At 72.3% G+C, this 25,041-nt stretch carries 18 protein-coding genes; 11 read left to right on the forward strand and 7 right to left on the reverse strand.

Translation table 11 applies throughout. From position 1 onward, the window contains the following. Nucleotides 1-59: 59 nt before the first annotated feature. Nucleotides 60-1,634 carry a solute symporter family protein gene (locus tag ABD223_RS26960; protein WP_344039326.1) on the reverse strand — a complete coding sequence of 525 codons (1,575 nt, stop codon included), beginning with the start codon at nucleotides 1,632-1,634 and terminating at the stop codon, nucleotides 60-62. Further along, nucleotides 1,634-2,050, reverse strand: a complete 417-nt coding sequence (locus ABD223_RS26965) for a DUF485 domain-containing protein (protein WP_344039327.1) — start codon at nucleotides 2,048-2,050, stop codon at nucleotides 1,634-1,636. Before ABD223_RS26965 ends, ABD223_RS26960 begins: the two co-directional genes overlap by 1 nt. A gap of 343 nt (nucleotides 2,051-2,393) precedes the next feature. Here ABD223_RS26965 and ABD223_RS26970 point away from each other — a divergent pair, with 343 nt between their 5' ends. The 4 genes from ABD223_RS26970 (at nucleotide 2,394) to ABD223_RS26985 (ending at nucleotide 6,725) form a co-directional block, all read left to right on the forward strand. After that, complete coding sequence (locus ABD223_RS26970; RefSeq protein ID WP_344039328.1) at nucleotides 2,394-5,156, forward strand: sensor histidine kinase; 2,763 nt, start codon at nucleotides 2,394-2,396, stop codon at nucleotides 5,154-5,156. Then, nucleotides 5,153-5,596, forward strand: coding sequence for a roadblock/LC7 domain-containing protein (locus ABD223_RS26975; protein WP_344039329.1), 444 nt, complete (start codon nucleotides 5,153-5,155; stop codon nucleotides 5,594-5,596). Before ABD223_RS26970 ends, ABD223_RS26975 begins: the two co-directional genes overlap by 4 nt. A gap of 7 nt (nucleotides 5,597-5,603) precedes the next feature. Further along, nucleotides 5,604-6,149 (forward strand): DUF742 domain-containing protein, encoded by a 546-nt coding sequence (locus tag ABD223_RS26980; protein WP_344039330.1) that lies wholly within the window; start codon nucleotides 5,604-5,606, stop codon nucleotides 6,147-6,149. 111 nt (nucleotides 6,150-6,260) lie between these two features. Continuing rightward, a complete protein-coding gene (locus ABD223_RS26985; protein WP_344039332.1) occupies nucleotides 6,261-6,725 on the forward strand; it encodes a GbsR/MarR family transcriptional regulator in 465 nt (154 codons plus the stop codon). On the opposite strand, the gene ABD223_RS26990 is transcribed toward ABD223_RS26985, so the two are convergent. The 3 genes from ABD223_RS26990 to ABD223_RS27000 all read right to left on the reverse strand — a co-directional run bounded on the left by ABD223_RS26990 (nucleotide 6,662) and on the right by ABD223_RS27000 (nucleotide 9,370). Then, on the reverse strand, nucleotides 6,662-7,609 hold the full coding sequence (locus tag ABD223_RS26990; protein WP_344039333.1) for a COX15/CtaA family protein: 948 nt from the start codon (nucleotides 7,607-7,609) through the stop codon (nucleotides 6,662-6,664). The genes ABD223_RS26985 and ABD223_RS26990 overlap by 64 nt on opposite strands. A gap of 43 nt (nucleotides 7,610-7,652) precedes the next feature. Next, complete coding sequence (locus tag ABD223_RS26995) at nucleotides 7,653-8,372, reverse strand: ABC transporter permease (protein ID WP_344039361.1); 720 nt, start codon at nucleotides 8,370-8,372, stop codon at nucleotides 7,653-7,655. A gap of 62 nt (nucleotides 8,373-8,434) precedes the next feature. Further along, complete coding sequence (locus ABD223_RS27000) at nucleotides 8,435-9,370, reverse strand: ABC transporter ATP-binding protein (protein ID WP_344039334.1); 936 nt, start codon at nucleotides 9,368-9,370, stop codon at nucleotides 8,435-8,437. A 139-nt stretch (nucleotides 9,371-9,509) separates the two neighbouring features. Here ABD223_RS27000 and ABD223_RS27005 point away from each other — a divergent pair, with 139 nt between their 5' ends. The 3 genes from ABD223_RS27005 to ABD223_RS27015 all read left to right on the forward strand — a co-directional run bounded on the left by ABD223_RS27005 (nucleotide 9,510) and on the right by ABD223_RS27015 (nucleotide 15,885). Beyond that, on the forward strand, nucleotides 9,510-10,136 hold the full coding sequence (locus tag ABD223_RS27005; protein ID WP_344039335.1) for a DUF998 domain-containing protein: 627 nt from the start codon (nucleotides 9,510-9,512) through the stop codon (nucleotides 10,134-10,136). Further along, nucleotides 10,133-12,148 (forward strand): glycosyltransferase, encoded by a 2,016-nt coding sequence (locus tag ABD223_RS27010; protein WP_344039336.1) that lies wholly within the window; start codon nucleotides 10,133-10,135, stop codon nucleotides 12,146-12,148. Before ABD223_RS27005 ends, ABD223_RS27010 begins: the two co-directional genes overlap by 4 nt. 125 nt (nucleotides 12,149-12,273) lie before the next feature. Next, entirely contained in the window at nucleotides 12,274-15,885 is a 3,612-nt protein-coding gene (locus ABD223_RS27015; protein WP_344039337.1) for an NACHT domain-containing protein, read from the forward strand. A gap of 15 nt (nucleotides 15,886-15,900) precedes the next feature. Here the strand turns inward: ABD223_RS27015 and ABD223_RS27020 are convergent, their stop codons facing one another. Together ABD223_RS27020 and mptB are read right to left on the reverse strand one after the other, a co-directional pair. Then, nucleotides 15,901-19,554 carry a patatin-like protein gene (locus ABD223_RS27020; protein ID WP_344039338.1) on the reverse strand — a complete coding sequence of 1,218 codons (3,654 nt, stop codon included), beginning with the start codon at nucleotides 19,552-19,554 and terminating at the stop codon, nucleotides 15,901-15,903. Nucleotides 19,555-19,660: 106 nt separating this feature from the next. Then, nucleotides 19,661-21,229: a polyprenol phosphomannose-dependent alpha 1,6 mannosyltransferase MptB gene (gene mptB, locus ABD223_RS27025; protein ID WP_417750556.1), complete on the reverse strand. Its 1,569-nt coding sequence runs from the start codon at nucleotides 21,227-21,229 to the stop codon at nucleotides 19,661-19,663. Between the two features lie 110 nt (nucleotides 21,230-21,339). On the opposite strand from mptB, the gene ABD223_RS27030 reads away from it, so the two are divergent. Genes ABD223_RS27030 through ABD223_RS27045 form a run of 4 tightly spaced genes read left to right on the forward strand, consistent with a single transcriptional unit; the run spans nucleotide 21,340 to nucleotide 25,016 of the window. Further along, nucleotides 21,340-22,068, forward strand: a complete 729-nt coding sequence (locus tag ABD223_RS27030) for a helix-turn-helix transcriptional regulator (protein ID WP_344039340.1) — start codon at nucleotides 21,340-21,342, stop codon at nucleotides 22,066-22,068. Next, nucleotides 22,065-23,510, forward strand: a complete 1,446-nt coding sequence (gene sufB / locus ABD223_RS27035; protein ID WP_344039341.1) for a Fe-S cluster assembly protein SufB — start codon at nucleotides 22,065-22,067, stop codon at nucleotides 23,508-23,510. The genes ABD223_RS27030 and sufB overlap by 4 nt, the downstream gene beginning before the upstream one ends. A gap of 1 nt (nucleotide 23,511) precedes the next feature. Next, nucleotides 23,512-24,687: a Fe-S cluster assembly protein SufD gene (gene sufD / locus ABD223_RS27040; RefSeq protein ID WP_344039342.1), complete on the forward strand. Its 1,176-nt coding sequence runs from the start codon at nucleotides 23,512-23,514 to the stop codon at nucleotides 24,685-24,687. Further along, nucleotides 24,684-25,016, forward strand: a complete 333-nt coding sequence (locus ABD223_RS27045; RefSeq protein WP_344039343.1) for a non-heme iron oxygenase ferredoxin subunit — start codon at nucleotides 24,684-24,686, stop codon at nucleotides 25,014-25,016. The genes sufD and ABD223_RS27045 overlap by 4 nt, the downstream gene beginning before the upstream one ends. Nucleotides 25,017-25,041 lie beyond the last annotated feature (25 nt).

Below are 25,041 nucleotides of genomic sequence, written 5' to 3' on the forward strand. Positions count from 1 at the left end.
GACACCCGGCGGTTCCCCCTCGCCCCCGGGCGGTGGTCCGGTCTGCGGTCCGGTCGGCGTCACCTCAGTCCCGACCCGATCCCGGTCAGCGCGCGGACCTCCATCTCGGCCTGCTTGGCCGGGTCGGCCCGCTCCTTCGACAGCACCGTGCCCAGGTACCCGCACAGGAACGAGAACGGGATCGACACCAGGCCCGGGTTGCTCAGCGGGAACCAGGCGAAGTCCACGTCCGGGAAGATCGAGTTCCGCGCGCCGGACACGGCGGGGGAGAAGGCCAGCAGCACGATGCACGAGCCGAGGCCGCCGTAGATCGCCCACAGGGTGCCGTTGGTGTTGAAGCGCTTCCAGAACATCGAGTAGATGATCGTGGACAGGTTCGCCGACGCCGCCAGCGCGAACGCCAGCGCCACCAGGAACGCCACGTTCTGCCCGTTGGCCGCGATGCCGCCGAGGATCGCCAGCAGGCCGACCACGACCGCGGTCAGCCGGGCCACCCTGATCTCCGAGCGCGGGTCGGCCTGACCGTGCTTGATCACGTTGGCGTACACGTCGTGCGCGAAGGACGCCGACGCGGTCAGCGTCAGGCCCGCCACCACCGCGAGGATCGTCGCGAACGCCACCGCGCTCACCACGCCCAGCAGCACCGCGCCGCCGATCTCGTAGGCCAGCAGCGGCGCGGCCGAGTTCTCGCCGCCCGGCGCCTTGGTGATGTCGTTCGCGCCGACCAGCGCCAGCGCGCCGAAGCCGATCACCAGGGTGCACAGGTAGAACGTGGCCATCATCCACGTCGCCCAGACCACCGAGCGGCGCGCCTCGCGCGCATTGGGCACCGTGTAGAACCGCATCAGCACGTGCGGCAGCGAGGCGGTGCCGAGCACCAGCGCCAGCGCCAGCGAGATGAAGTCCAGCCGGGCCAGCGGCGTGCCGCCGTACCGGGCGCCCGGCTCCAGCACCTGCGGGCCCAGCGGGGTGTTGCGGGACGCGGTCTCCAGGATCGACGACAGGCTGAACCCGAACTTGCCCAGCAGGAACACCGTCATCAGGGTCACGCACAGCACCAGCAGCACGGCCTTGATCATCTGCACCCAGGTGGTGCCCTTCATGCCGCCCACCAGCACGTACAGCACCATGACCACGCCCACCACCGCGATGATGACCGCCTGGCCGCCCTTGGTGTGCACGTCCAGCAGCAGCGCCATCAGCGCGCCCGCGCCCGCCATCTGCGCGATCATGTAGAACAGCGAGATCACCAGCGTCACGTTCGCCGCCGCCGCGCGCACCGGGCGTTGCCGCATCCGGAACGCGAGCACGTCCCCCAGGGTGAACCGGCCGGTGTTGCGCAACCGCTCCGCGATGATCATCAGGCCCATCAGCCAGGAGACGACCCAGCCGATGGAGTACAGGAACCCGTCGTAGCCGTTGACCGCGATGCTGCCCGAGATGCCCAGGAACGACGCGGCGGACAGGAAGTCGCCCGACAGCGCGATGCCGTTCTGCGGCCCGGTGAAGCTGCTGCCCGCGGCGTAGTAGTCCGACGCGGTGCTGTTGCGGGAGCCCGCCCGGTACACGACGTAGAGCGTGATCAGCACGAAGACGCCGAACACGCCGAGGTTGATCGCGGTGTTGCCGCCCATCAGGCCCGCTCCTCGTCGGTCAGCGAGCGGACCGCGGCCACCTGCGGGTCGAGCTTGCGGCGCGCGTACCGGGCGTAGGCCAGGGTGAGCGCGATCGTCGTGGCGAACTGGAGCAGCCCGAACAGCAGCCCCACGTTGACCACCCCGTACACCGGCGTGCCCATGAACTCCGGCAGGTACGCCGACAGCGCGACGTAACCCAGGTACCAGAGCAGGAAGCCGCACGTGGCGGGCAGGATGAAGACCGTCGTCCGGCGGCGCAGCTCGCGGAAGTCGTCGCTCGCCTGGAGTGCCACGAAGTCCGGCGCCCCGGACTCGTCGACCAACAGGGGCGCCTGCGGTTCGTCGAAAGTCGCGAAGCCGCGCCCGCCGCGGGCCGCTCTCGAATCCGTCGGAGGCAGGATCGCCTTCGTCATCAATCCTCCACGGGGATTTGCCGCGCCGCGCGCGGGGGATCGCGCGGATCGCCGGCGAGTGCTCAGCGTAACCGCGCCGGCCCGCCAGTCAACGCCTCCCGGGCAACCGGGTGGCCGGCTTCGCGCCGGTCGCTCCGCTGCGACGTCGCGCGATGTCTCAATAGGCGTCCGATGGATCCGGCGATCGTCACGCTGCGCCAATCGGATGAGGACAGACCGCAAGGTCATTGTCCCGGGCCTGTCCACCACTTACTATCGCGCAGCAACATCCGCCGCCCGCCGCCATAAAGCTGTCGGCGTCGTTCAAAGTTGAAACAACTACGAACTTTCCGGGGCTTGTCTGGTGACTGGCGACAACAACTCGCGACGGCAGTGGTGGTCCGCCGTCGCGGACTGGCGGAATTGGCGCCTGCCGATCAAGCTCGCCGCCGTGCTGGCGGTGCCCGTGATGGTGGCGGTCGGCGCGGGCCTGGTGCAGATCCGCGGTTACGTCGCGAGCGCGGACGGTTACGCCGCGATGCAGCGCCTGGTGACGCTGCGCGCCGGGCTCGACCCGCTGATCGAGGGCGTGCAGTCGGAACGCGCGATGGCCGCGCGGCGCCCCGAGGGCCAGGGCGTCGACGCGGACGACTTCCGGGTCCAGGTCCGCACCACCGACACGGCCGCCGCCGGCGTGAAGAACCTCGTCGACCGCGCCAGGCTCGGCGAGGTGGCGGCCGCCCGCTTCCAGGACGTGGTGGTGCAGCTCGACGGCCTGCCGCAGCTGCGCGACCGCGTGCTCACGGGCACCGTCGACCTGGCCGGCGGCGTCGGCGGCTACAGCGTGGTGCTGCGCGCCCTGATGGACTTCGACCAGGCCATGGTCGGCGACTTCGGCGACCCCGCCCTGTCCGGCACCGCCACCGCCCTGCACAACCTGGCCATGGCCGCCGAGCAGATGTCCTGGCAGCAGGCCACCGTGCTCGCGGGCATCAGCCGGGGCACGTTGCTGGCCAACGAGCTCACCATGCTGGAGCAGTCCTGGACCCGCCAGGAGGACAAGCTCGCCGACTTCGCCGCCGTCGCGACGCCGCGCCAGCAGCAGGACTACCGGACCACGTTCTCCGGCCCGGACGTGGACACCCGCAACCGCCTGTTCCAGTACGTGCGCAGCGTGCCCGGCGTGGTCTCGAACGACGTGCCGGTGGACGAGTGGAACAGCAGCTCGCGCGGCGCGCTCAGGCAGGTCGGCGTCGTGCTGCGGACGTTGGAGGACCAGCTCGACGCCGCCGCCGCCCGCCTCCAGGACGCCACCAGCGACCGCGCGGGCGCGGCGTCGGTGATCCTGCTGGCGTCGCTGTTCGCGGCGGCGGGCATCGGGTTCGTGGTCGGCAGCTACCTGCTGCGCTCCCTGCGGGCGCTGCGCGGCGCCGCGCTCGACGTGGCCGAGCACCGGCTGCCCGAGCTGGTCGCGCAGCTGCGCGACAACGCCGCGCCCGACGTGTCCGTCGAGCCCGTGCCCGTGCACACCAGGGAGGAGCTGGGCCAGCTGGCCCGCGCCTTCGACGCGGTGCACCGGCAGGCCGTCAGCTCCGCCGCCGAGCAGGCCGACCTGCGCGCCGCGATGCGCAACGCGTTCACCAACCTGTCCCGCCGCAGCCAGGGCCTGGTGGAGCGGCAGCTCAAGCTCATGGAGGAGCTGGAGCGCCAGGAGGAGAACCCCGAGCAGCTGGCGAACCTGTTCAAGCTCGACAACCTCGCCACCCGGATGCGCCGCAACAACGAGAACCTGATGGTGCTCTCCGGCGGCGACGTGGCCCGCCGCTTCACCCGCCCGGTGCCGCTGGGCGACGTGCTGCGCGCCGCGGCGTCCGAGATCGAGCAGTACCAGCGGGTCGTCGTGCAGACCACGCCGTCGGTCGAGGTCGTCGGCTACGCGGCGGGCGACCTGGTGCGGCTGGTGGCCGAGCTGCTGGACAACGCCACCACGTTCTCGCCGCCGCGCACCCAGGTCGTGGTGGGCGGCCGGGTCCGCCCTGGCGGCGGCGTGCTGGTGGACGTGGTGGACCAGGGCGTCGGCATGTCCGAGGAGGACCTGGCCCAGGCCAACCGCCGCATCGCGCTGGCCGCCGCCGAGGACTCCGGCGAGCTGACGGTGTCCCGCCAGCTCGGCCTGTACGTGATCGGCCGGCTCGCCGGGCGGCACGGCGTCGAGGTGGTGCTGCGCGAGCAGGGCGACGGCCTGCGCGCCGTGGTGGCGCTGCCCGCCGAGCTGGTCCGCGCGGTGGGCGCCGCGCCCGGCCGGCCCGTGCCCGCCCACGCCGCCGTCGCGCCGCAGGACATCCCGGCCCCCGCCGCGCCGGTCAACGGCAAGCACGTGGCCGGTATGCCGCAACGCCTTCCTGGCCTCGGCATGGCCGGCTCGCAGCGCGCCGTCCCGAAGGGCTCCCCGACCGGCGTCCCCTCGCCCAAGGCCCGCCCCGCCGGCGCCCCTCCCGGTGGACCGTCGACGGGCCCGCAGCCGTTCCCCGCGCACGGCCTGCCGCCCGCGCCCTTCTCCGCCGCGCCTTCCTCCACTGCGCCGTCCTCCGCCGCGCCGTCCGCGCCGCCGTCCACGGGCCCGCAGCCGGTGCTGCCGCAGCCCCCGGCCACCGGACCGCAATCGCTGGTCATGCCGCCGGCGGTGCCGCCGCTGCCGCCCGCCGTGCCGCTGAAGGAGGACGGCTGGTCGCCGTTCAGCGGCCGCACCACCGACTCGTCGACCCCCACCGCACCGGCGCCCGCGCCGACACCGGCGCCCGCGCCGCAGCGGAACGGGTCGACGTGGTTCGGCGGCACGAGGGTGCCGACCGGACCTGCCGAGCCGGCGCGCCACCGCGCGCCGGAAGACCACGAGCGCGGGGAGGCGCCCGTGACCGAGAGCGCGTCAGGCCTGCCGAAGAGGCGGCCGCGCAAGAACCTGGTGGAGAACCTGGTGGCCGAACGGCCGGGCGCACCCGAAGCGGTGGCACCCGTACGGAGGGATCCGCAGGCGACACGCGGTTTCCTGTCCAGCTACCAGACCGGTATCCGGCAAGGTGTGCAGGAGTCCGGGGAGAACCGAGCCGGTCAGGAGAACAACGGATGAGCGCGCAGAAGTCCCGACAGGTCGACCAGTTCGGCTGGTTGGTGAGCAGCTTCGCCGATCGCGTGCCGGGTGTGGCCCACGCGGTGGTGATCTCGGTGGACGGCCTGCTGCTCACCGCGTCCAGCGGCCTGCCGGAGGACCGGGCCGACCAGCTGGCCGCGATCGCGGCGGGGGTGGCGAGCCTGACCGAGTCGGCGTCGCGCTGCTTCGACGGCGGCAGCGTGCTCAGGTCGGTGGTCGAGATGCAGCACGGGATCATGCTGCTGATGTCGATCAGGGACGGCTCGTGCCTGGCGGTGCTCGCCGCGCCGGACGCCGACGTCGGCCAGATCGCCTACGAGATGACCGTCGTGGTCGACCAGGTCGGCCAGGTCCTCACCCCCGAGCTGCGCGCCCAGCTCCACGGCGCCAAGCGGATGATGGCCCGCCCGTCCGCATGAGGTGGTTATGAGCCACGACCAAGACCCAGCCGGGTCGTCGGACCAGTCGTTCGCGGCGCTGCTCAACGGGTTCAGCCTGGACTCCCGGCGGCGCAAGCCGGGCGACGGGCCGGCGCCGGAGGAGCCGGCCGCCGTCGGTGGCGGCGATGACACCGGCGACGCCGGCGACACCCAACCGCACCGCCCGGTGTTCGACGACGACGACTTCGACTACCCCCGGGAGGAGGCGGCGTCGATCGTCCGCGCCTACTCGTGGACCGGGGGGCGCACCACCTCGTCCTACCAGCTGGAGGTCGAGACCCTGGTCTCGGCGGTGGACTGGGACTACCCGGGCGGCATGAAGGCCGAGTACCACGAGGTGATCACCCTCGTGGACCACCCCCGGTCGGTCGCGGAGGTGGCCGCCCTCCTGCGCCTGCCCCTGGGCGTGGCCAAGGTGCTGCTCGGCGACATGGCCGAGCGCGGCCTGATCGACGTGCACGACACCGCCTCCGCCGAGCAGCCGGACCTGGGCCTGATGGAACGCGTCCTGGCGGGCCTGCGCCGCCTCTGACCCCCGAACCCCCGGAACCGGGACCCGACACGCGGCGCCGCGCCTTTGCGCGAAGATCAGCACGCGACCTACTATGGTTTCAGTGTTGACCGAAGCACATGGGGGGTGGCGGTGAGCGTCGGACGGGAGACCCGGCTGTCGGCGTGGATCGAGAGGTTCGCGGCGCACTTCGAGAAGGAGGGCTTCCCGCTCATCGGGGGGCGCATCATGGGCTACCTGCTCGTGTGCCAGCCCACCGAGCGCACGGCCGCGGAGCTGTCGCAGGAGCTGGAGGCGAGCAGCGGTTCGATCAGCACGAACCTGAAGTTCCTGGTCAACGCCGGCCTGGTGACCAAGCGGACCCGGCGGGGCAGGCAGGCGGCGCAGTACCGCATCAACGAGAAGCGGTGGGCCGACCTGGTGCAGGCCAAGCTGGACGCCCTGGTCAGCGTGCGCGAGCTGACCGAGGCGGGGATGCGGCTGATGAGCGGTGACCCGGAGCGGGCCGTGCGGCTGCGCGCGGTCGACGACCTCTACGCGTGGCTGGCGACGGAGCTGCCCGCGGTCTGGGAGCGGAGGCCACCCTCGGCGCGGTGAGCCCGTTCCCTGGTGGACACCCACAGGGCGGCGGTGGCGACGACGACGGTGCCGGCGCCGAGCACGTGCAGCGACACGAGCACCTCGGGCACGCCGGTCCAGTACTGGACCATGCCCAGGACGCCCTGCGCGAGGACCACGCCGACGAGCACGTAGTAGGGCCGTCGCGGCACCGGGTGGCCCTTGAGCGCGAAGCCGAGCGCGACGAGCATGCCGAGGAACAGGAACAGCAGGTCGGCGTGCAGCTGGGACAGGGTGTCGACGGGCGCGTCCAGGCGCGGGGTGTCGGCGTCGCCCGCGTGCGGCCCGGCGGCGGTGACGAAGGTGCCGGCCAGCAGCAGGAGGCCGAGCACGGCGGCCTGCACGGTCTGGAGCGCCATCAGGGGCCGCGGCACGAGGGGTCGGGCGGGTTCGTCGCCCTCGCCGAGGGCGGCGACCAGCAGCACGGCGAACCAGACGAGCGCCATGGACACGAGGAAGTGCACGGACACGGTCCACCACAGCAGGCCGGTCAGCACGGTGACGCCGCCGATGAGGGCCTGGAGGACCACGCCGCCGAACTGCACGAGGGCGAGGGTCACCACGCGCTTGCGGCGCGGCCGGTCGAACCAGGCGGCGAGCACGCACAGCGCGGCGATGACGCCGACCACGCCGGTGAGGGTGCGGTTGCCGAACTCGACCCACTGGTGCAGGGAGGCGACCTCGGGGTGCTCGGTGGGCACGAGGCTGCCCTCGAAGCACTGCGGCCAGGTGGGGCAGCCGAGGCCGGAGCCGGTCACGCGCACGATGGAGCCGGTGACCGCGATGCCGCCCTGGGCGATGACCACGGCGACGGCGAAGGCGCGTTGGAACCGGCTGAGGGCGGTGGTGAACCAGGCGGGCACCTCCCGATGGTAGGTACCGCGATGCGGGGCGTTCCGGGCGGGGTCAGTCGAGCCGGGTGGTCCTGGCGGCCAGCGCGCCCGCGACCGCACCCCAGATGACCAGCACCAACACGTGGCGGAGCGCGGGTGCGGCGCCGTCGACGACCGCATGGTGCAGTCCTTCGGCGAGGGCGGCGGAGGGAAGTGCGTCCACGATCACGCCCAGCCACGCGGGCAGGGTGTCCACGCCGAGGGCGACGCCGCCGATGAGCAGCAGCACGAACCAGGCGATGTTGGCGAGGGCGAGCACGACCTCGGCGCGCAGCGCGCCGCCGAGCAGGACGCCGAGGGCGCCGAAGGTCAGGGAGCCGAGGACGAGGAGCGCGGCCGCCCACAGCAGGCCCGTGACGGGCGGGAGCCGCCAGCCGAGCAGGAGCGCGACGGCGGAGAGGACCAGCACCTGCACGGCGACGACGGCCAGCCCGGCGGTCACGCGGCCGGCGACGAGCAGCCAGCGGGGCAGGGCGGTCGCGGCGAGCCGCTTGAGCACGCCGTAGCGGCGGTCGAAGCCGAGGGCGATGGCCTGGCCGGTGAAGGCGGAGGAGATCACCGCGAGGGCGAGGACGCGGGCGGTGGCGGAGGCGACGCGCGGTTCGGGGACCGGGATGACCGACATGAGGCTCATCGCGACGAGCAGCGCGACCGGGATGAGGACGGTCAGCAGGACCTGCTCGCCGTTGCGCAGGGTGAGCGCGGTCTCGGTGCGGGCCTGGGCGAACAGCATCCGGGCGAGGTTGCCGCGGCCGGGCGCGGGGGTGAAGGTGCCGGGGGCGAACCGGTGTTCGGTCACGAGCGCAGCTCCCTGCCGGTCAGCTCCAGGAACACGTCTTCCAGGCTCCGCCTGGCCACGGTCAGCTCTTCGGCGAGCACGCCCTGCTGGGCGCACCAGGAGGTGACGGTGGAGACGACCTGCGGGTCGATGGTGCCCCGCACGAGGTAGGCGCCGCGGGTGGTCTCGCGGACCTCCATGCCCTCGGGCAGGGCCTCGTGCAGCAGGGTCAGGTCCAGGCCGGGGCGGGCGCGGAAGCGGAGCTGCTGCTCGTCGTGCCGGGTGGTCAGCTCGGCGGGGCTGCCCTGGGCGACGACGCGGCCGGCGTCGACGATGACGACCTGGTCGGCGAGGGCTTCGGCCTCGTCCATGAGGTGGGTGGTGAGCAGCACGCCCACGCCGTCCGCGCGCAGGGCGGCGACGAGGTCCCACACGAGGTGGCGGGCCTGCGGGTCGAGGCCGGCGGTGGGTTCGTCGAGGAACACCAGCTCGGGTCGGCCGACGAGGGCGCAGGCGAGCGACAGGCGTTGCTGCTGGCCGCCGGAGAGGCGCTTGTAGGGGGTGCGGCCGACGGAGGTCAGGCCGAGGACGTCGAGCAGCCACGCGGGGTCGTGCGGGTTGGCGGCGCAGGCGGCGACGAGGCGGAGCAGCTCGTCGGCGCGCACGCCGGGGTAGCCGCCGCCGCCCTGCGGCATGACGCCGATGCGGGCGCGCAGCCGGTCGCCGTCGCGGGCGGGGTCGAGGCCGAGGACGCGGACCTGCCCGGCGTCGGCTCGGCGGAACCCCTCGCACACCTCGACGGTGGTGGTCTTGCCCGCGCCGTTGGGGCCGAGCAGCGCGAGGACCGAGCCGGTGTCGAGGGCGAGGTCGAGTCCGTTCACCGCGACGGTGGAGCCGTAGCGCTTGACCAGCCCCGACACTTCCACGGCAGGCTGCTGGGGGTGCGGGCTCACGACAGCGAAGCGTAGGACCTGGCCGGTTCGGGCCGGTGGTGGGGTCAGCCCTACCAGGGTTTACCCCGGCTCGCTTCAGGGTCGCCTCGGGGGCGTTCCGGATATCTTCCGGTGCGCTCGGACCGCCAGGATTCCTGTTGTGGCGGGATTCAGGGGGAAAAGCCAGGCGGTGGTGCTGCCGTTGGCGGTGGTGGGGCTGATCGGCTCACTGCTCCCGGTCGTGTACCTGCACGTGGTTTCGGTCGGTGAATTGAGCCCGGTGCGGCACACGGTCAGCGATTACATCTTCGTCGACGACGGGGCGGTGCTGCTGGCGGTGACCGCGCTGTCGCTGTCGGCGGCGTCGGCGGGGCTGCTGCTGGCGCTGGTGCGGTCCGGTCTGCCGGGGCGCGGGGCGGCGTCGTGGCTGCTGGGCCTGTGGTCGGCGGGGTTGGCGGTGGCCGCGGTGTTCCCGACGGACCCGGTCGGCGAGCCGACGTCGTTCTCGGGGGCGGTGCACCGGTACGCGGGCGCGGTGATGTTCGCGGCGCTGCCGCTGGCGGGGTGGTTGGTTTCCCGCACGTTCACCACCAGTACCGCGGTTCGTCGATTTTCCGTGGCTGCCGGAATCACCTCGGTCGCTTTTATGCTCAGCCACGTCGCGGTGGTCCGGCCGGGCAGCGGCGCGGTTCTGCTGGGTCTTTTCGAACGGGTGTTGTTCGCCCTGCTTTACGGCCTGCTGTTCGCCTTGGCCGCCGCTGCGGTCCGCCGGGGGGTGTCGTCGTGACGTGGTTCGCGGTGGCGCTGGCGGTGCTGGGCGCGGTGTGCTTCGCCTTCGCCGCCCGCTTCCAGCACGACGCGGTGCGGGCGGGCGGTGGCGCGCCGAGGTTGCCGGAGCTGGTGCGCCGGCCGCGGTGGCTGCTGGGCCTGCTGCTGCTCGTCCTCGGCTCCGGTGTGCACGCGGTGGCGCTGGGGATGGCGCCGCTGAGCGTGGTGCAGCCGGTGGGCGTGGTGGCCATCGGCATCACCGCGCTGCTCGACGGGCGTCGCCGCGAGCTGCCCGCGGTGCTGGTGACCACGTTCGGGGTGGGCGCCTTCGTGCTGCTGGCCGCGGGCAGCGCCACGTCCACCGCGGTCGCGCCGGAGGCGGAGGCGCGCGCCGGGCTGCTGGCGCTCGGCCTGGTCGCCGGGCCGGCCCTGCTGGGGGTGCTGGCGAAGCGGCCGACGGCGCGGGCCCTCGGGTTCGGCACGGCGGCCGGTGTCGCCTACGGCCTGGTCTCGGTGCTCATGCGCGCGGTGTCCCAGGACGTCCAGCGGGGTGGCCTGTCCTGGACGACCGCGCTGTCGGTGGCGGGCATCGCCGTCGCCCTGATCGTCGGTGGCTGGTTCACCCAGCACGCCTATGCCAGTGGACCGCCGCACCTGGCGGTCGCCTGCCTCACCGTGGTGGACCCGCTCGTGGCCGTCGGCATCGGCGCGGGGCTGCTCGGTGAGGCGAACCGGACCAGCGGCGCCGTCGCCCTGGCCGAACTCGCCTGCGCCCTGGTCGCCGTCGGCGGCGTGGTGGTGCTGGCACGTGGACCACGAGCTGTTCCCACCAGAACGGAGAAGACAGTGAACGACGGACGCGCCCAGCGGGTCGTGATCGCCGCGGACACCTTCCCGCCGGACGTCAACGGCGCGGCCAGGTTCGCCCACCGGTTGGCCGTGGGCCTCGCCGGCCGGGGTCACGACGTGCACGTGATCTGCGCGTCCCCGACGGGGCGGGCGGGCTTCGAGCACGTCGACGGCATCACCGTGCACCGGCTGCGGTCGCACCGCACGCCGTTCCACCGGACGTTCCGCATCGGGCTGCCGTGGGAGGTGCGCCGGGACGTGGAGGTGCTGCTGGACCGGCTGCGACCGGACCTGGTGCACGTGCAGGCGCACTTCGTGGTGGGGCGGCTCGTGCTGCGGCGGGCGGCGGAGCTGGGGGTGCCGACGGTGGCGACCAACCACTTCATGCCGGAGAACCTGTTCGGCCACGCGCGGGTGCCGGAGTGGCTGCGTGGCGTGGCGTCGCGGTGGGCGTGGCGCGACCTGGGGCGGGTGTACGGGGTGGCGGACGTGGTGACCGCCCCGACGCCGCGGGCGGTGGAGCTGCTGCACGACAACGGGTTCCCGCCGCGGGCGGTGCCGGTGTCGTGCGGGATCGACATCGACCGGTACCGGGGTCGGTGCCCGGAGCGGCGCTCGGACGCGCCGACCGTGCTGTTCGTGGGCCGGTTGGACGAGGAGAAGCGCGTGGACGAGCTGCTGCGCGCGGTGGCGCTGGTGCCGCGCCTGCGCGCGGAGGTCGTGGGCGACGGGTCGTGCCGGTCGGGGTGGGAGCTGCTGGCCCGGGACCTGGGCATCGCCGACCGGGTGCGGTTCCGGGGCTTCGTGTCCGAGGAGGAGCTGCTGGACGCCTACGCGGCGGCCGACGTGTTCTGCATGCCCGGCATCGCCGAGCTCCAGAGCCTGGCCACCATGGAGGCGATGGCCGCGGGCAAGCCGGTGGTGGCGGCCGACGCGATGGCGCTGCCGCACCTGTGCCGCCCGGGCCGCAACGGCTGGCTGTTCACCCCCGGCGACGTCCGGGGCCTGGCCGACCGCCTGCACGCGGTGGTCGCCGACCCGGCCGTGACGGCCCGCCTGGGCGCGGCGAGCAGCGACCTGATCGCCGCCCACGCCCTGGACACGACCCTGGACACCTTCGAGTCGCTGTACGCCCGCGCGATGGGGCTGCCGCCCGTGCAGGTCACGGCCTTGGCGGCCTGACCGCCGGGAGCGCGACGGGTCGCGGCTCGGACGCAGCCCGTCGCGGTCGTCCTCCGGCGCACTTTTGCGGAGGACGCCGCGGCCGGGGCGGCGAGGATGGCAGCTTCGACCGAGGAGGTTGCCGGGTGCTGTTGGAAGTGGCGGTGAAGGCGCTCGCGGGTGCGGCCGCCAAGCCGGCCCTGGACGCGGTCGCGCGCCAGGAGAAGGTCGTGGCGCTGCTCAAGAAGCTCAGGCTGGAGCCCGCGGTCCCGCCGCGCGACTTCGAGGGCATCTACGTGTACGCGCTGGTGGAGCACTGCTACGGCAAGCCGGGACCGGTCGTGGAGTTCTTCCGCAACGAGTACGTCAAGCGGGCTTTCTTCGACTCCTTCTCGACCGGCGACCCGAGCCACCTCGACCGCGAGGCCGAGGGCGTCATCGACTGGAACGACGAGACCGGGGCGCTCGGTCACCTCGGCCGGGACTTCCGCCGCGACTGCCGCCGCGAGTTCGCGAAGTTCACCGCGGTGTTCAACGCGCTGGTCGACCGCAGCCGGGGCGCGGCGGAGGCGCGGGCCGAGCGCAAGATCGACGGCTTGCAGGACCAGCTCTCCGAACTGGACCGGAAGCTGGCCTCCCTGGCCTCGATCGAGGAGGTGCGCGAGGTCGCGACCACGCCCGCCGCGGGCCAGTCGAACCCCCTGGAGTGGCTGGCGGCCGAGGTCAAGGCGTGGTTCGACGCCATCGGCTACCCGTTCGAGCGCCACCAGGAGCCGTCGTCCTCGTCGTTCGAGTGGATCATCCAGGTGCCCTTGCGACGGCGGTACGACCGCGTGGTCGTGCTCGGGGTCGTCGGCGAGCTGTCCGCCTCCCACCTCGACCGGGCGCGCAGGTCGCTGGAGGACAACCGCGCCGACGAGGCGTGGGTCATCGCGCCGCGCCGGGTCAGCCCGGCCGCGCGGGAGGCCGCCGACGACCGGGTCGCCTGCTACACGCTGGACGAGCTGATCGACCAGGACGCGAACTTCGACGGGTACCTGGAGTGGCTCCAGGCGGAAGTCGCCCGACGCCGCATCGACACGGACTACGTGGCGATGCACTGCCGCAAGACGGAGTACGACGGCGGCGGGGAGGCGACCGCGCACAGCACCTACGAGGCCGGGGCGGGCGGCCTGGACGGGTACGTGGACAGCTGGCTGGCCGACCCCTCCAAGGAGCACCTGTCGGTGCTGGGCGAGTTCGGCACCGGCAAGAGCTGGTTCTGCCTGCACTTCGCGTCCCGGCTGGCGGCGCGCTACCAGGAGGCCAAGCGCCGCGGCCTGCCCCGGCCCAGGCTGCCGCTGCTGATCCCCCTGCGCGACTACGCCAAGGCGGTCAGCGTCGAGTCGCTGTTCTCCGAGTTCTTCTTCCGCAAGCACGAGGTGAAGCTGGCCAACTACTCGGTGTTCGAGTACCTCAACCGGTCCGGCCGCCTCCTGCTGATCTTCGACGGTTTCGACGAGATGGCCTCCCGCGTGGACCGGCAGGCGCGGATCAACAACTTCTGGGAGCTGGCCAAGGCCGTCGTGCCCGGCGCCAAGGTGCTGCTGACCTGCCGCACGGAGCACTTCCCGGAGGCCCGGGAGAGCCGCGACCTGCTCAACGCCCAGCTCAAGGCGTCGACCCAGGCCCTGACCGGCGCGCCGCCGCAGTTCGAGGTGCTCGACCTGCTGCCGTTCGACGACGACCAGGTGCGCGAGCTGCTCGGGCACATCACCACGCCCGACGTCATCGACGTGATCACCGGGCACGAGGAGCTGCGCGACCTCATGCGCCGCCCGGTGATGTCGGAACTGGTGCTGGACGCGTTGCCCGAGATCGCTGAGGGGAGGCAGGTCGACCTCGCCCGCGTGTACCTCTACGCGGTGCGGCGCAAGATCGCGCGCGACATCAATTCCGAGCGCACGTTCACGTCGATGAGCGACAAGGTCTTCTTCCTCTCGGAGCTGTCCTGGGAAATGCTGTCGACCGACACGATGAGCATGAACTACCGGCAGTTCCCCGACCGCATCCGCACCTGTTTCGGCGCGGCCGTGCAGGAGGAGAAGGACCTCGACCACTGGCACCACGACATGCTCGGCCAGACCATGCTGATCAGGAACAGTGACGGCGACTACTCGCCTGCGCACCGGTCGCTGCTGGAGTTCTTCTCGGCGTACAAGCTGGCTGCTGAACTGGGTGTTCTGAACGAGGACTTCCTGACCCTGGTCAAGGATGGTGGAGGCGGCGCGGTCGCGGTGAAGTGGTCGGAGTACTTCCACCGCGAGAACGGGGATGCCCACCGGCCTTTCATCGGCGCGTTCGAGACCGAGTCGACTGACCGGCTCGTCACCACCTTCGGCGCGGTCATCTTGTCGCCGGTGGTGGTCGACCTCATGCGTGTCATGGTCGATGCGGGAGCGGGGGAGCAGGTGCTCCGACACCTCCTCGAACAGACGAAACCACTTCCGACCGGAACGCTCGGCCTGGTCGGCGGCAACGCCGCAACTCTGCTGACCCAGCTCGACCGCTGCGCGCTGCGCGGAGCCGATCTGAAGGGCGCCGACCTGCGGCGCGCCCGGCTAAGCCCAACCAGCTCCGGGTACGTCGACCTCACCGGAGCGGTTCTGGCGGGGGCGGATTTGGAAGGCGGCGATCTGGAGGGCGCCATCCTCGTCGATGTCGACCTGACCTCCACTTCGCTCGCCAAAGTCGTCGATTTCGGCCTGGAGGGGTGGTACCCGTGCTCAATCGCCACAGGGAGGCACGGACTGGTGGTCGGGCTCTCCGACGAATCCCTGCTGCACTGGCCGGGAGCCGACCCGGAAGGAGAACCCAGGGAACTGCTGTCGGGTGGGGTTTTCCCGGTGGACGCCAGCCACGCTCAGATCGAGTTTCCTTTCGAGGATTCGCGCCTGGCGATGTGGGAAGGCTCGACGCTGTCTTTTCTCGACGTAGTGGACGGTAGGAGCCAAGTGATTGCCGAAAAAACTCTCGGCTATATAGAGGTGATGAGCGGTGACTACCGAGGATTCCTTGTGCAGCGTGGTGACGGAGAAAAATTCACTTGGGAGATCGTGCACGTGGACGGCACTCCTCCGCTGAGAATCGGCAATATTACCGACCAGTGGGTCACGGGGTACCGTGACGAAACAGGGCAGGTATTCGTCATCGACTCGTCGGGTGTCGTGTGCCCGGTGAGGATCGTGGATGACATCGTGTCCGTTGAACCAACGACGCGTTTGGACCTCCAGCGAGCCGGTGTGGCCGATCTGCCCCGTCCGGTCTTCGCGGGGGACTATTTCGACGGAATGCTCGCGGTGTACTCCTACCGAGGCGAGAACCTGTCGCTTTTCGCTCCTTCGGGAGAACTGATCCGGTCGATCGGCCTTTCCTTCGGCGATCTCGTGGTCCGACCCAGCGAGGTGCTGCTCTCGTCGTCGAAGACCGTGGTCGTTCATGACGGGCGCGACTTCGCCGGGATCGACGTGGAGACCGGCGAACTCCTGTGGCAGGACAGCGGTTACGGCTTCATGACTATGGCCGCGGCGGCGAACAGGGAGGACTTCGTCGTAGTGGGCCGGTACGGCGAGGTGTCCATCCGCCGGGCGCGCACCGGCGAGGTGCGGTGGCGCACGTCCGTGGGCCGGAGCAACGTCGGCCTGAAGCTCAGCCGGGACTGCGGTCTCTCCGAAGAGAAGCTCGAAGCCCTCGAACGAGCCGGCGCCGTCATCGTCTGAGCGCCGGTCAGCCGCTCAGTCCCGGTCCACCCCGCCGGTGGCCAGCCGCTGGGCGCGGTGGGCGATGCGTTGTCCTGCGGCGTTCAGGCGCGGGTGGCCGTCGGGGGTCAGTTCGGTCAGGAACTTGAACAACATGCCGTGGCCCTCCAGCCGCCGCAGGAGCGCGCCCTCCACGTCGTCCGGGTCGAAGTCCACGATCGCCATCTGCTCCACCAGCGACGTCGCGATGGTGCGCCGGGCCCGCAGCGGCACCCACCACGTGGTCACGAACAGCAGCACCAGGCCGAACGCCAGCGCCGTGACCAGCACCGCCTCCCAGCCGGTGAACCGCAGCTCGAACACCTGCACCGCGGCGGCCGCCACCAGCAGCACGGACCCGTACACGGCGGCCCACCCGGCGGTCGCCGCCGCGGGCGGCTCGGCGGGCTCGGTGTCCCACTCGCCGTCGACCTGCCGCCACCGCCGCAGCGAGCTGCCCAGCACGTAGGAGGTGACCGCGCCGAACAGGACGGCCACCGCGGTGCCCACGGCCACCAGCACGGGCGGCAGGTCGTAGAGCCGGAACCGCACGAACACCCACACGCCGACCACGATCGCCGCCGCGACCAGCACCCGCAGCAGCAGGCGCGGCTTGAGCCGGATCTTCGCCAGCACCGCCAGCGGCGTGCCGACCGGCGCGGGCAGGCTGCCGATGACCAGCAGGCCCACCACGACCAGCAGCACGCCGCCCACCGCGACCATGCCGGTGGTGGCCTGCTCGCCGGTCTCGCCGCCGGCCATCGCGTCCCGCGTCCGGTCGATCGCCACCGTGACCAGCGGTATCACCGGTGACAGCAGCACCAGCCCGTGCAGCAGCGTCCCGGACCGCAGCGCCGCGTAGCCGAACGCGGCCAGCAGCGTGCCGCCGCCGAGCGCCGCCGCCGGGCCCACCGCCCACGGCGGCAGCAGGTCGAACAGCGACAGCACCAGCAGCGCGCCGCCCAGCGCGAAGCCCAGCAGCCCGAGGAACTGCGCCAGCTGCCCGCCGCGGGTCAGCCCGGTGATCGTCCAGTACGGCAGCAGCGCCGCCCCGCGCAACGCCCTGGTCAGCGGTTTCGCCGTGCCCAACCCGGAGTTCTCGCTGTCGACCACGGTGACCGCCACGGCCGCCGCGGTCGCCGCGGTGCGGATGACCTGGTCGCTGCTCGCCTCCTGCACCAGCGGCTCGCGCCCGATGCCCGACCGGTCGAACGCGCGCAGCGCCTGGAGGCCCACCTCGACCCGTTCGGCGTCGGTGCGCACGGGCAGCCGGGCCAGCAGCGCCGCCTGCTCCTCCAGGAACAGCTCGCCGCGCGAGCGCCGGTCCGCGCCCTCCAGCCGGTCGGCCAGGATCGCGGCGCGCAGCGCGGGCAGCTCCTCGCACACGATCTGGATGTGCAGCGCCCACGAGGCCAGCTCGGCCAGCGCCGCGCACGTCGGCGGGTGGTCGCCGTCGGGGTCCGCGTACACGCGGGCCAGCTCGTCCTTGGCCTTCGCCACGCACGGCCGCAGGTCGTCGGGCAGCCCGTCGCCGAACAGGGCGCCCACCAGCTCGTCGACGCGCCGCCCGGCCCGCTCGGCGGGGTCACCGCCGGCGCCGGTGAGCCGGTCGACCCGCAGCAGCCGCTTCGGGTCGAACACCACCTTGCACAGCATGGTGGCCCCGTCGAGGCGGCCCCAGATCCAGTCGTTGACGCGCCAGGACCGCTTGAGGAACCCGGAGAACCGGCTCAGCGCCGCGCCGCCCGCCTTGTCGTCGGGGGTGAGGCTGTACTCGGCGAACGCGTTGCGGGTCTGGAGGCTGATCTGCACCAGCTCCACGGCCTGGTCCAGCTCGCCGCGGGTGTCGTCGGCGAGGCAGGTGGTCGCCACCTCCAGCGCCAGCGCCCGCGACAGCCACAGCTCGCCACCCGCCAGCCCGGCCTCGGCCTCGGCTTCGGTGCGCGGCTCGGTGAGCAGCCGCTGCCACGACCGCAGCACGCCCAGGCGCAGCTGGTCGTCGTCCAGGCCGTCGAGGATGCCGTGGGCGTCGCCGAGGATGGCCGCGATGCGGTCCACCTGCTCGCGCACCCGCTGCCCGACGCCGTCCGGCGCGGTCAGCATCCGGTCGGCGAACCGGTGCAGCCGCCGCTCCCAGTACCCCTGGTCCAGCTCCTCCAGCTCGGCGGTGGTCCAGTGCTCGTCCAGCTCGGACCGCAGGGCGCGCAGCCGGGCGCGCACGTCGTGCAGGTCGGTGCGGGCCAGGCCGAGCCGCTGCGCGTCGGGCATCACCCACACGAGGCGCTTGAGCAGGTCCATCGCCGCGGAGGCGAGCCGTTCGGCCATGGAGATGCCCCACGGCCAGCCGCGTTCGGGCAGCGCGGTGGGCTGCGGCGCGGCCGGCACGTACGGCAGGCTGCCCCGCTCGGCGTGGTGCACCCGCTGGGCCGCCTCGGCCGCCGCGCGCACCCGCTCGAACGTCCAGCCGGCGGCGTTGGCGCCGGGCACCTCGAACTGGCGGGCGGTGATGTCGCGGGCCGCGTGCCGGATGCGCACGTCCTCGTAGTGCTCGTGCAGCGTGCCGGCCAGCGCGTACAGCTTCGCGGTGACCGAGCCGCCGGACGCCAGCCGGTCCAGCAGCGCGTTGCGGCCGCCGCGGCGGGAGGCGGCGTCGCGGTTGTGCTCCTCGATGCGCTCGACGTAGGTGCGGCCGCTCTGGCTGGTCAGCGCCCCCAGCAGGCTGCCGCCGGTGGCGACGGTGCTGGGCAGCGCGCCGTCCACCGGGGCCACCGGTTCCACGACCTCGTCGCGGGCGTGCGGGAACACCAGCAGCATCACCCGCCGCACCGGCCCCTCGGCGGGCATCCGGTCGATGGCCTCCAGCGCCTCCCGAGTGGGCGTGTTGACCAGCACGCCGCCGTCGACCGCGTAGCGGGACCGGTTGTCGGAGCCGTTGCCCCACGAGGCGACCTCGGCCATGTTCGGCCTGCCCTGGTCGGGCGCGCCGGGCGCGACCGGGATGAACGACGGTTCGAACGCGAACGGGAACGACGCCGAGGAGCGCGCGGCCAGCGCCAGGCGCTCCACCAGCGTGGGCAGCCGCTCGGCGGTGAAGTCGTCGCGCCCGCCCGGGTCGCGGCGGAACGAGAAGCTGCCCTGGTGGGAGGACTGCACCAGGGGTTGGCCCAGGTCGTCGTGGGTGACCGTGGGCACGCCGGTCAGCAGCGTGGTGGTGATGCGCAGGTCGACCGGCCGCTCGTGCTGCGGCGTCGGCTCGAAGTCCGCGGTCAGCCGCCCCAGCGCCTCCCGCAGCCGCGGCAGGAAGAACTCGTCGCCCCGCAGCAGCGACACCGGCTGCCCCCGGAACGGGGTGCGCAGCAGCTGCTCCATGCGGCCCTGCTCGGCCCACAGGTCCCGCAGCCGCTCCAACCGGGCACTGCTGTTGACCTGCGACAACGCCAGGGCGGCGCCGTTGATGCCGCCCGCGGACGTGCCGGTGATGACGTCGGCGCGCGCGGTGCTGCCGACCATGTCCAGCAGCCGCGCGTACGGGCCGTCGCCCCTGGTGAGCCGGTCCAGCTCCAGCACGACCCCGCCCATCCACACGGCCAGGCTCACCCCGCCGTTGAGCACCACGGCGAACCGGATCTGCTCCTGCGGCACGTCGGTCATCTGCCATCCCTCCCCGGGGTGCGGCCGATCATCCCAGCAACCGTGTCTCGCCCGAACCGGGCAACCGGTTACACCTCGGGGCGGCCCGCGCACGCCCCGGAGCGGCTCACACCGAGCCCGGCAGCGGGTCCCGCCGCAGCAGCGGGAACACCTGGCGGCGCGCCACCAGCACGCACACCGCGAACGCGACCACCGCGCCCAGCACGGCCTGCGGCACGATGTAGGCGCGGCCGTCGAACGCCGAGCCGGTGGGCGGCAGCACCACCGCGATGACCGCGCTGGCGGTGGTCGCGAACACCCGGAACCGGCGCGCCAGCACCGCCGTGGCCAGCGGCAACGCCGCCCACAGCACGTACCACGGCTGGAGCACCGGCCCCAGCACCAGCACCGCGCCCAGGCCCGCGCCCAGCCCGTTGACCGCCTTGATCCGCCCCTGGAACGCCTTCCACAGCAGCGTCGCCGCGATCGCCACCGACACCGCCTGCGTCACCAGCCGCATCAGGACGATCATCGACTCGGTGTGGTTGCCCAGCTTGAGCACCAGCCCCAGGCCGCCGCCCAGGTAGCCCATCGCGGTCGGCGGCGACATCCAGCTCTTGACCTCGGAGGCGACGCTCAGCGTCTGCACCCAGCCGAAGCCCAGGCCCGTGCCGACGCACGTGCCCACCATCACCACGCCGGAGACCAGCAGCAACAGCAGCGCCGCCCGCACCAGGTCGGAGAACCGGCCGCCCCACCGGCGGGCGATCATCACGCCGAGGAAGCCCAGCGCCAGCGCGGCCGGGATCTTCACCGCCGCGCCCATGGTGATCATGGTCGCGCCCAGCACGATCCACAGCAGCTCCTCGCGCGTCATCGGCGCGCCGGGCGTGGTGGGCATCCTGCGCAGCGCCAGCTCCAGGCCGACCAGCATCAACCCGATCGCCAAACCCTCGTTGTGCACGCCGATGACCAGGTGGAACAGCACCAGCGGGTTCGCCGCGCCCAGCCACAGCGCGCTCACCGGCGGCACGCCGAACCGGCGCGCGAGCCGGGGCAGCGCCCACACGATCATGGCCAGGCCCAGCAGCACCAGCAGCCGGTGCAGGAACACGCCGGGCAGCACGCTGTCGCCGGTCACCATCGAGATGACCCGCCCGGCGGCCAGGAACAGCGGCCCGTACGGCGCGGGCGTCTCGCGCCAGATGTTCGGCACGTTCTTGGTCAGCGGGTGCTCGACGCCCAGCGCCGTGGCCGGGCCCAGCTCGTAGGGGTCCTGGCCGTTGGCCGCGATCTGCGACTGCGCCAGGTAGCTGTAGACGTCCCGGCTGAACATGGGCAGCACGAACACCAGCGGCGTGATCCACATCAGCAGCGTCCGGTCCAGCTGGCTGCGCGTCACCAGCCGCGGCCTGCCCGGCCGGGCGAACCGGCCCAGCCACAGCCACGCCGACACCACCATGAACATGCCGGTCCACGCCACGGCCATGGAGGCGGTGGGCATCCGCACGAACAGGCCCAGCAGCGGCGTGCCGGGCAGCGGGCTGAACACCGGGGCCGCGCCGGACCCGAGCGAGCCGACGACCAGCAGCAGCGCGCCGACCGTGCCCCAGCGGCGGATGATGTCGAGCTGACGGCGCTCCGGCGCGTCCAGGGGCGCCGCCTCGCGGAGCTCCGACCGATCGCCCGTCACCATTCCGCCCGCCGTCACGCCGGAAGGGTATCGACCGCCCTCGCGGGGTGAGTCGGGTCACCCGTCGCGGGGTGATCTTTGCGAGTCCCGCCGAAATACGCAACACTGGTGTTGTGAAAAACGTCGGGGACCACCTGACCGCCGTGCCCGCCGGGCACGACGGGCGGACCCGGCACGCCGTCGCACGCCTGCTGCTGGAGCAGGGCCCGGTCACCGCGGCCTCGGTCGCGGAGCAGCTGGGCCTGAGCCCCACGGCGGTGCGCAGGCACATCGACGCGCTGGTGGCCGACGGTGAGGCGACCAGCAGGGAGGCCTCTCGCCGGGGGCAGCGCGGCCGGGGTCGCCCGGCCAAGCTCTTCCTGCTGACCGAGCAGGGGCGGGCCCGCTTCGGGCACGCCTACGACGACCTCGCCGTGGCCGCGCTGCGGTTCCTCGCCGAACAGGGCGGGGAGGAGGCGGTACGGGCCTTCGCGCAGCGACGCGTCTCCGCGCTCGTCGAGCAGCACCGGGCGGCCATCGTGGCCCAACCCGACGCCGCCGAACGGGCCAAGGCCCTCGCGGTCGCCTTGTCCAGGGAGGGCTACGCTGCCTCGGCGCGGCACGTGGGGGCGGGCGAGCAGCTCTGCCAGCACCTGTGCCCCGTCGCGCACGTCGCGGCCGAGTTCCCCCAGCTGTGCGAGACCGAGACGGCGGCGTTCGCCGACCTGCTCGGCACCCACGTGCAGCGCCTGGCCACGATCGCGCGCGGCGACGCCGTGTGCACGACGCACATCCCGAACACACCCCGGCTCACGGTCGGTGGAACCGACGATCAGACCCCAGATGGAGGGGAGCCCGCATGACTGCCGCTGCCGAGCAGCGCACCACCACAGCCCCGCTCACCCAGGAAGAGACCCTGGCGAGCATCGGCAACTACGAGTTCGGCTGGTCCGACTCGGACGTGGCAGGCGCGAGCGCTCGCCGGGGCCTGAACGAGGACGTCGTTCGGGACATCTCGGCCAAGAAGAACGAGCCCGAGTGGATGCTGGAACACCGGCTCAAGGCGTTGCGCCTGTTCGACCGCAAGCCGATGCCGACGTGGGGCTCCGACCTGTCGGGCATCGACTTCGAGAACATCAAGTACTTCGTCCGGTCGACCGAGAAGCAGGCCGCGACCTGGGACGACCTGCCCGAGGAGATCAAGAACACCTACGACCGGCTGGGCATCCCGGAGGCCGAGAAGCAGCGCCTGGTCTCCGGTGTCGCGGCCCAGTACGAGTCCGAGGTCGTCTACCACAAGATCCGCGAGGACCTTGAGGAGCAGGGCGTCATCTTCCTCGACACGGACACCGCGCTCAAGGAGCACCCGGAGCTGTTCAAGGAGTACTTCGGCTCCATCATCCCCTCGGGTGACAACAAGTTCTCCGCGCTGAACTCCGCGGTGTGGTCGGGCGGCTCGTTCATCTACGTGCCGAAGGGCGTGCACGTCGACATCCCGCTCCAGGCCTACTTCCGGATCAACACCGAGAACATGGGCCAGTTCGAGCGGACGCTGATCATCGTCGACGAGGGCGCGTACGTGCACTACGTCGAGGGCTGCACCGCGCCGATCTACTCGTCGGACTCGCTGCACTCCGCCGTCGTGGAGATCATCGTCAAGAAGGGCGGCCGCTGCCGCTACACGACCATCCAGAACTGGTCGAACAACGTCTACAACCTGGTCACCAAGCGCGCCAAGGCCGAAGAGGGCGCGACCATGGAGTGGATCGACGGCAACATCGGCTCCAAGGTCACCATGAAGTACCCGGCCGTGTTCCTGATGGGCGAGCACGCCAAGGGCGAGGTCCTCTCGATCGCGTTCGCGGGCGAGGGCCAGCACCAGGACGCGGGCGCGAAGATGGTCCACATGGCGCCGCACACGTCGTCCACGATCGTGTCGAAGTCGGTGGCGCGCGGCGGCGGCCGCACCTCCTACCGCGGCCTCGTGCAGGTCAACAAGCGGGCGCACCACTCGAAGTCCACGGTCAAGTGCGACGCGCTGCTGGTGGACACCATCAGCCGCTCGGACACCTACCCCTACGTCGACGTCCGCGAGGACGACGTGTCGATGGGCCACGAGGCCACCGTCTCGAAGGTCTCCGAGGACCAGCTGTTCTACCTCATGTCCCGCGGTCTCAACGAGGACGAGGCCATGGCGATGATCGTGCGCGGGTTCGTCGAGCCCATCGCGCGCGAGCTGCCCATGGAGTACGCGCTAGAGCTGAACCGCCTGATCGAGCTTCAGATGGAAGGGGCCGTCGGCTGACATGGCCGTCACCACCGAAGACCAGCAGCACGGCCTGACGGCCCACTCGCACGGCGCCGGCGCCCCCGTCTCCTCGCGCGCGGACCACTTCACGTCCTTCGACGTGGCCGCGTTCGAGGTGCCCGGGGGCCGCGAGGAGATCTGGCGCTTCACCCCGATGAAGCGCCTGGCGAACCTGCACAACGGCGCCGAGGCCACCGCGAAGGCGGCCGTCGAGGTCGCCGCGGCCGAGGGCGTCACCGCCGAGACCGTCGGTCGCGACGACCGGCGCCTCGGCGTCGCCGGCATCCCCGGCGACCGCGTCGCCGCCCAGGCGTGGTCCTCGTTCCCCGAGGCCACCGTCATCACCCTGCCGGGTGACGCGAAGTCCGAGGCGACCACCGTCACCGTCACCGGCCCCGGCGAGGGCGGCGTCGCCTACGGGCACCTCCAGGTGCACGCCAAGCCGTTCGCCGAGGGCGTCGTCGTCCTCGACCACCGCGGCTCCGGCGCCTACGCCGACAACGTGGAGTTCGTCGTCGAGGACGGCGCCCACCTCACCGTCGTGGCCATCCAGGACTGGGCCGACGACGCCGTGCACGTGTCCGCCCACCACGCCAAGCTGGGCCGCGACGCCTCGTTCAAGCACACCGTCATCACCCTCGGCGGCGACCTGGTCCGCCTCACCCCCGTGGTGACCTACGCGGGCCGCGGCGGCGACGCCGAGCTGCTGGGCCTGTACTTCGCCGACGCGGGCCAGCACCTGGAGCACCGGCCCTTCATCGACCACGCGGTGTCCAACTGCCGCAGCAACGTGGTCTACAAGGGCGCGCTCCAGGGCGAGGGCGCGCACACCGTGTGGATCGGCGACGTGCTGATCCGCGCCGCGGCCGAGGGCACCGAGACCTTCGAGCTCAACCGCAACCTGGTGCTGACCGACGGCGCCCGCGCCGACTCGGTGCCGAACCTGGAGATCGAGACCGGCGAGATCGAGGGCGCGGGCCACGCCAGCGCCACCGGCCGGTTCGACGACGAGCAGCTGTTCTACCTCCAGGCGCGCGGCATCCCCGAGGACCAGGCCCGCCGGCTGGTCGTGCGCGGCTTCTTCCAGGAGATCCTGCTCAAGATCGTCGTTCCCGAGGTGCGCGAGCGCCTGGAAGCCGCCATCGAGGCGGAGCTGGAAGCGGTGGGCGTGTGATCAGGGTGTGCTCGGTCGCCGACCTCGACGACCGCAAGCCGGTCGCGGTCGAGGTCGGCGACGGGCACACCCCCGTCCTGCTCGTCCGCGACGGCGACGCCGTCCACGCCCTGCGCGACCTGTGCACGCACGCGGAGGTCTCGCTCAGCGAGGGCGAGGTCACGGGCAAGGGCGTGGAGTGCTGGCTGCACGGGTCGTGCTTCGACCTGCGCACCGGCCGCCCGTCCTCGCCGCCCGCCACCGAGCCGGTCGACGTGTTCGCCGTAGAACTCCGCGGCGGTGACGTCTACCTCGACGTCACGGCCGTCACGAACGCCACCACGAACTGACTTTCGCTTGCCACACCAGGAGAAC

It is taken from the genome of Saccharothrix xinjiangensis (genome assembly GCF_039527585.1).
GTDB classification, from domain to species: domain Bacteria; phylum Actinomycetota; class Actinomycetes; order Mycobacteriales; family Pseudonocardiaceae; genus Actinosynnema; species Actinosynnema xinjiangensis.

Excerpts from the sequence above, each read along its gene's own strand:
- sufD (WP_344039342.1), top strand. The coding sequence starts at position 23,512 with ATGGCCGTCACCACCGAAGACCAGCAGCACGGCCTGACGGCCCACTCG.
- ABD223_RS27020 (WP_344039338.1), bottom strand. The coding sequence starts at position 19,554 with ATGACCGACGTGCCGCAGGAGCAGATCCGGTTCGCCGTGGTGCTCAAC.
- ABD223_RS26965 (WP_344039327.1), bottom strand. The coding sequence starts at position 2,050 with ATGACGAAGGCGATCCTGCCTCCGACGGATTCGAGAGCGGCCCGCGGC.
- mptB (WP_417750556.1), bottom strand. The coding sequence starts at position 21,229 with ATGGTGACGGGCGATCGGTCGGAGCTCCGCGAGGCGGCGCCCCTGGAC.
- ABD223_RS26975 (WP_344039329.1), top strand. The coding sequence starts at position 5,153 with ATGAGCGCGCAGAAGTCCCGACAGGTCGACCAGTTCGGCTGGTTGGTG.
- ABD223_RS26960 (WP_344039326.1), bottom strand. The coding sequence starts at position 1,634 with ATGGGCGGCAACACCGCGATCAACCTCGGCGTGTTCGGCGTCTTCGTG.
- ABD223_RS26980 (WP_344039330.1), top strand. The coding sequence starts at position 5,604 with ATGAGCCACGACCAAGACCCAGCCGGGTCGTCGGACCAGTCGTTCGCG.
- sufB (WP_344039341.1), top strand. The coding sequence starts at position 22,065 with ATGACTGCCGCTGCCGAGCAGCGCACCACCACAGCCCCGCTCACCCAG.
- ABD223_RS26995 (WP_344039361.1), bottom strand. The coding sequence starts at position 8,372 with ATGCTGTTCGCCCAGGCCCGCACCGAGACCGCGCTCACCCTGCGCAAC.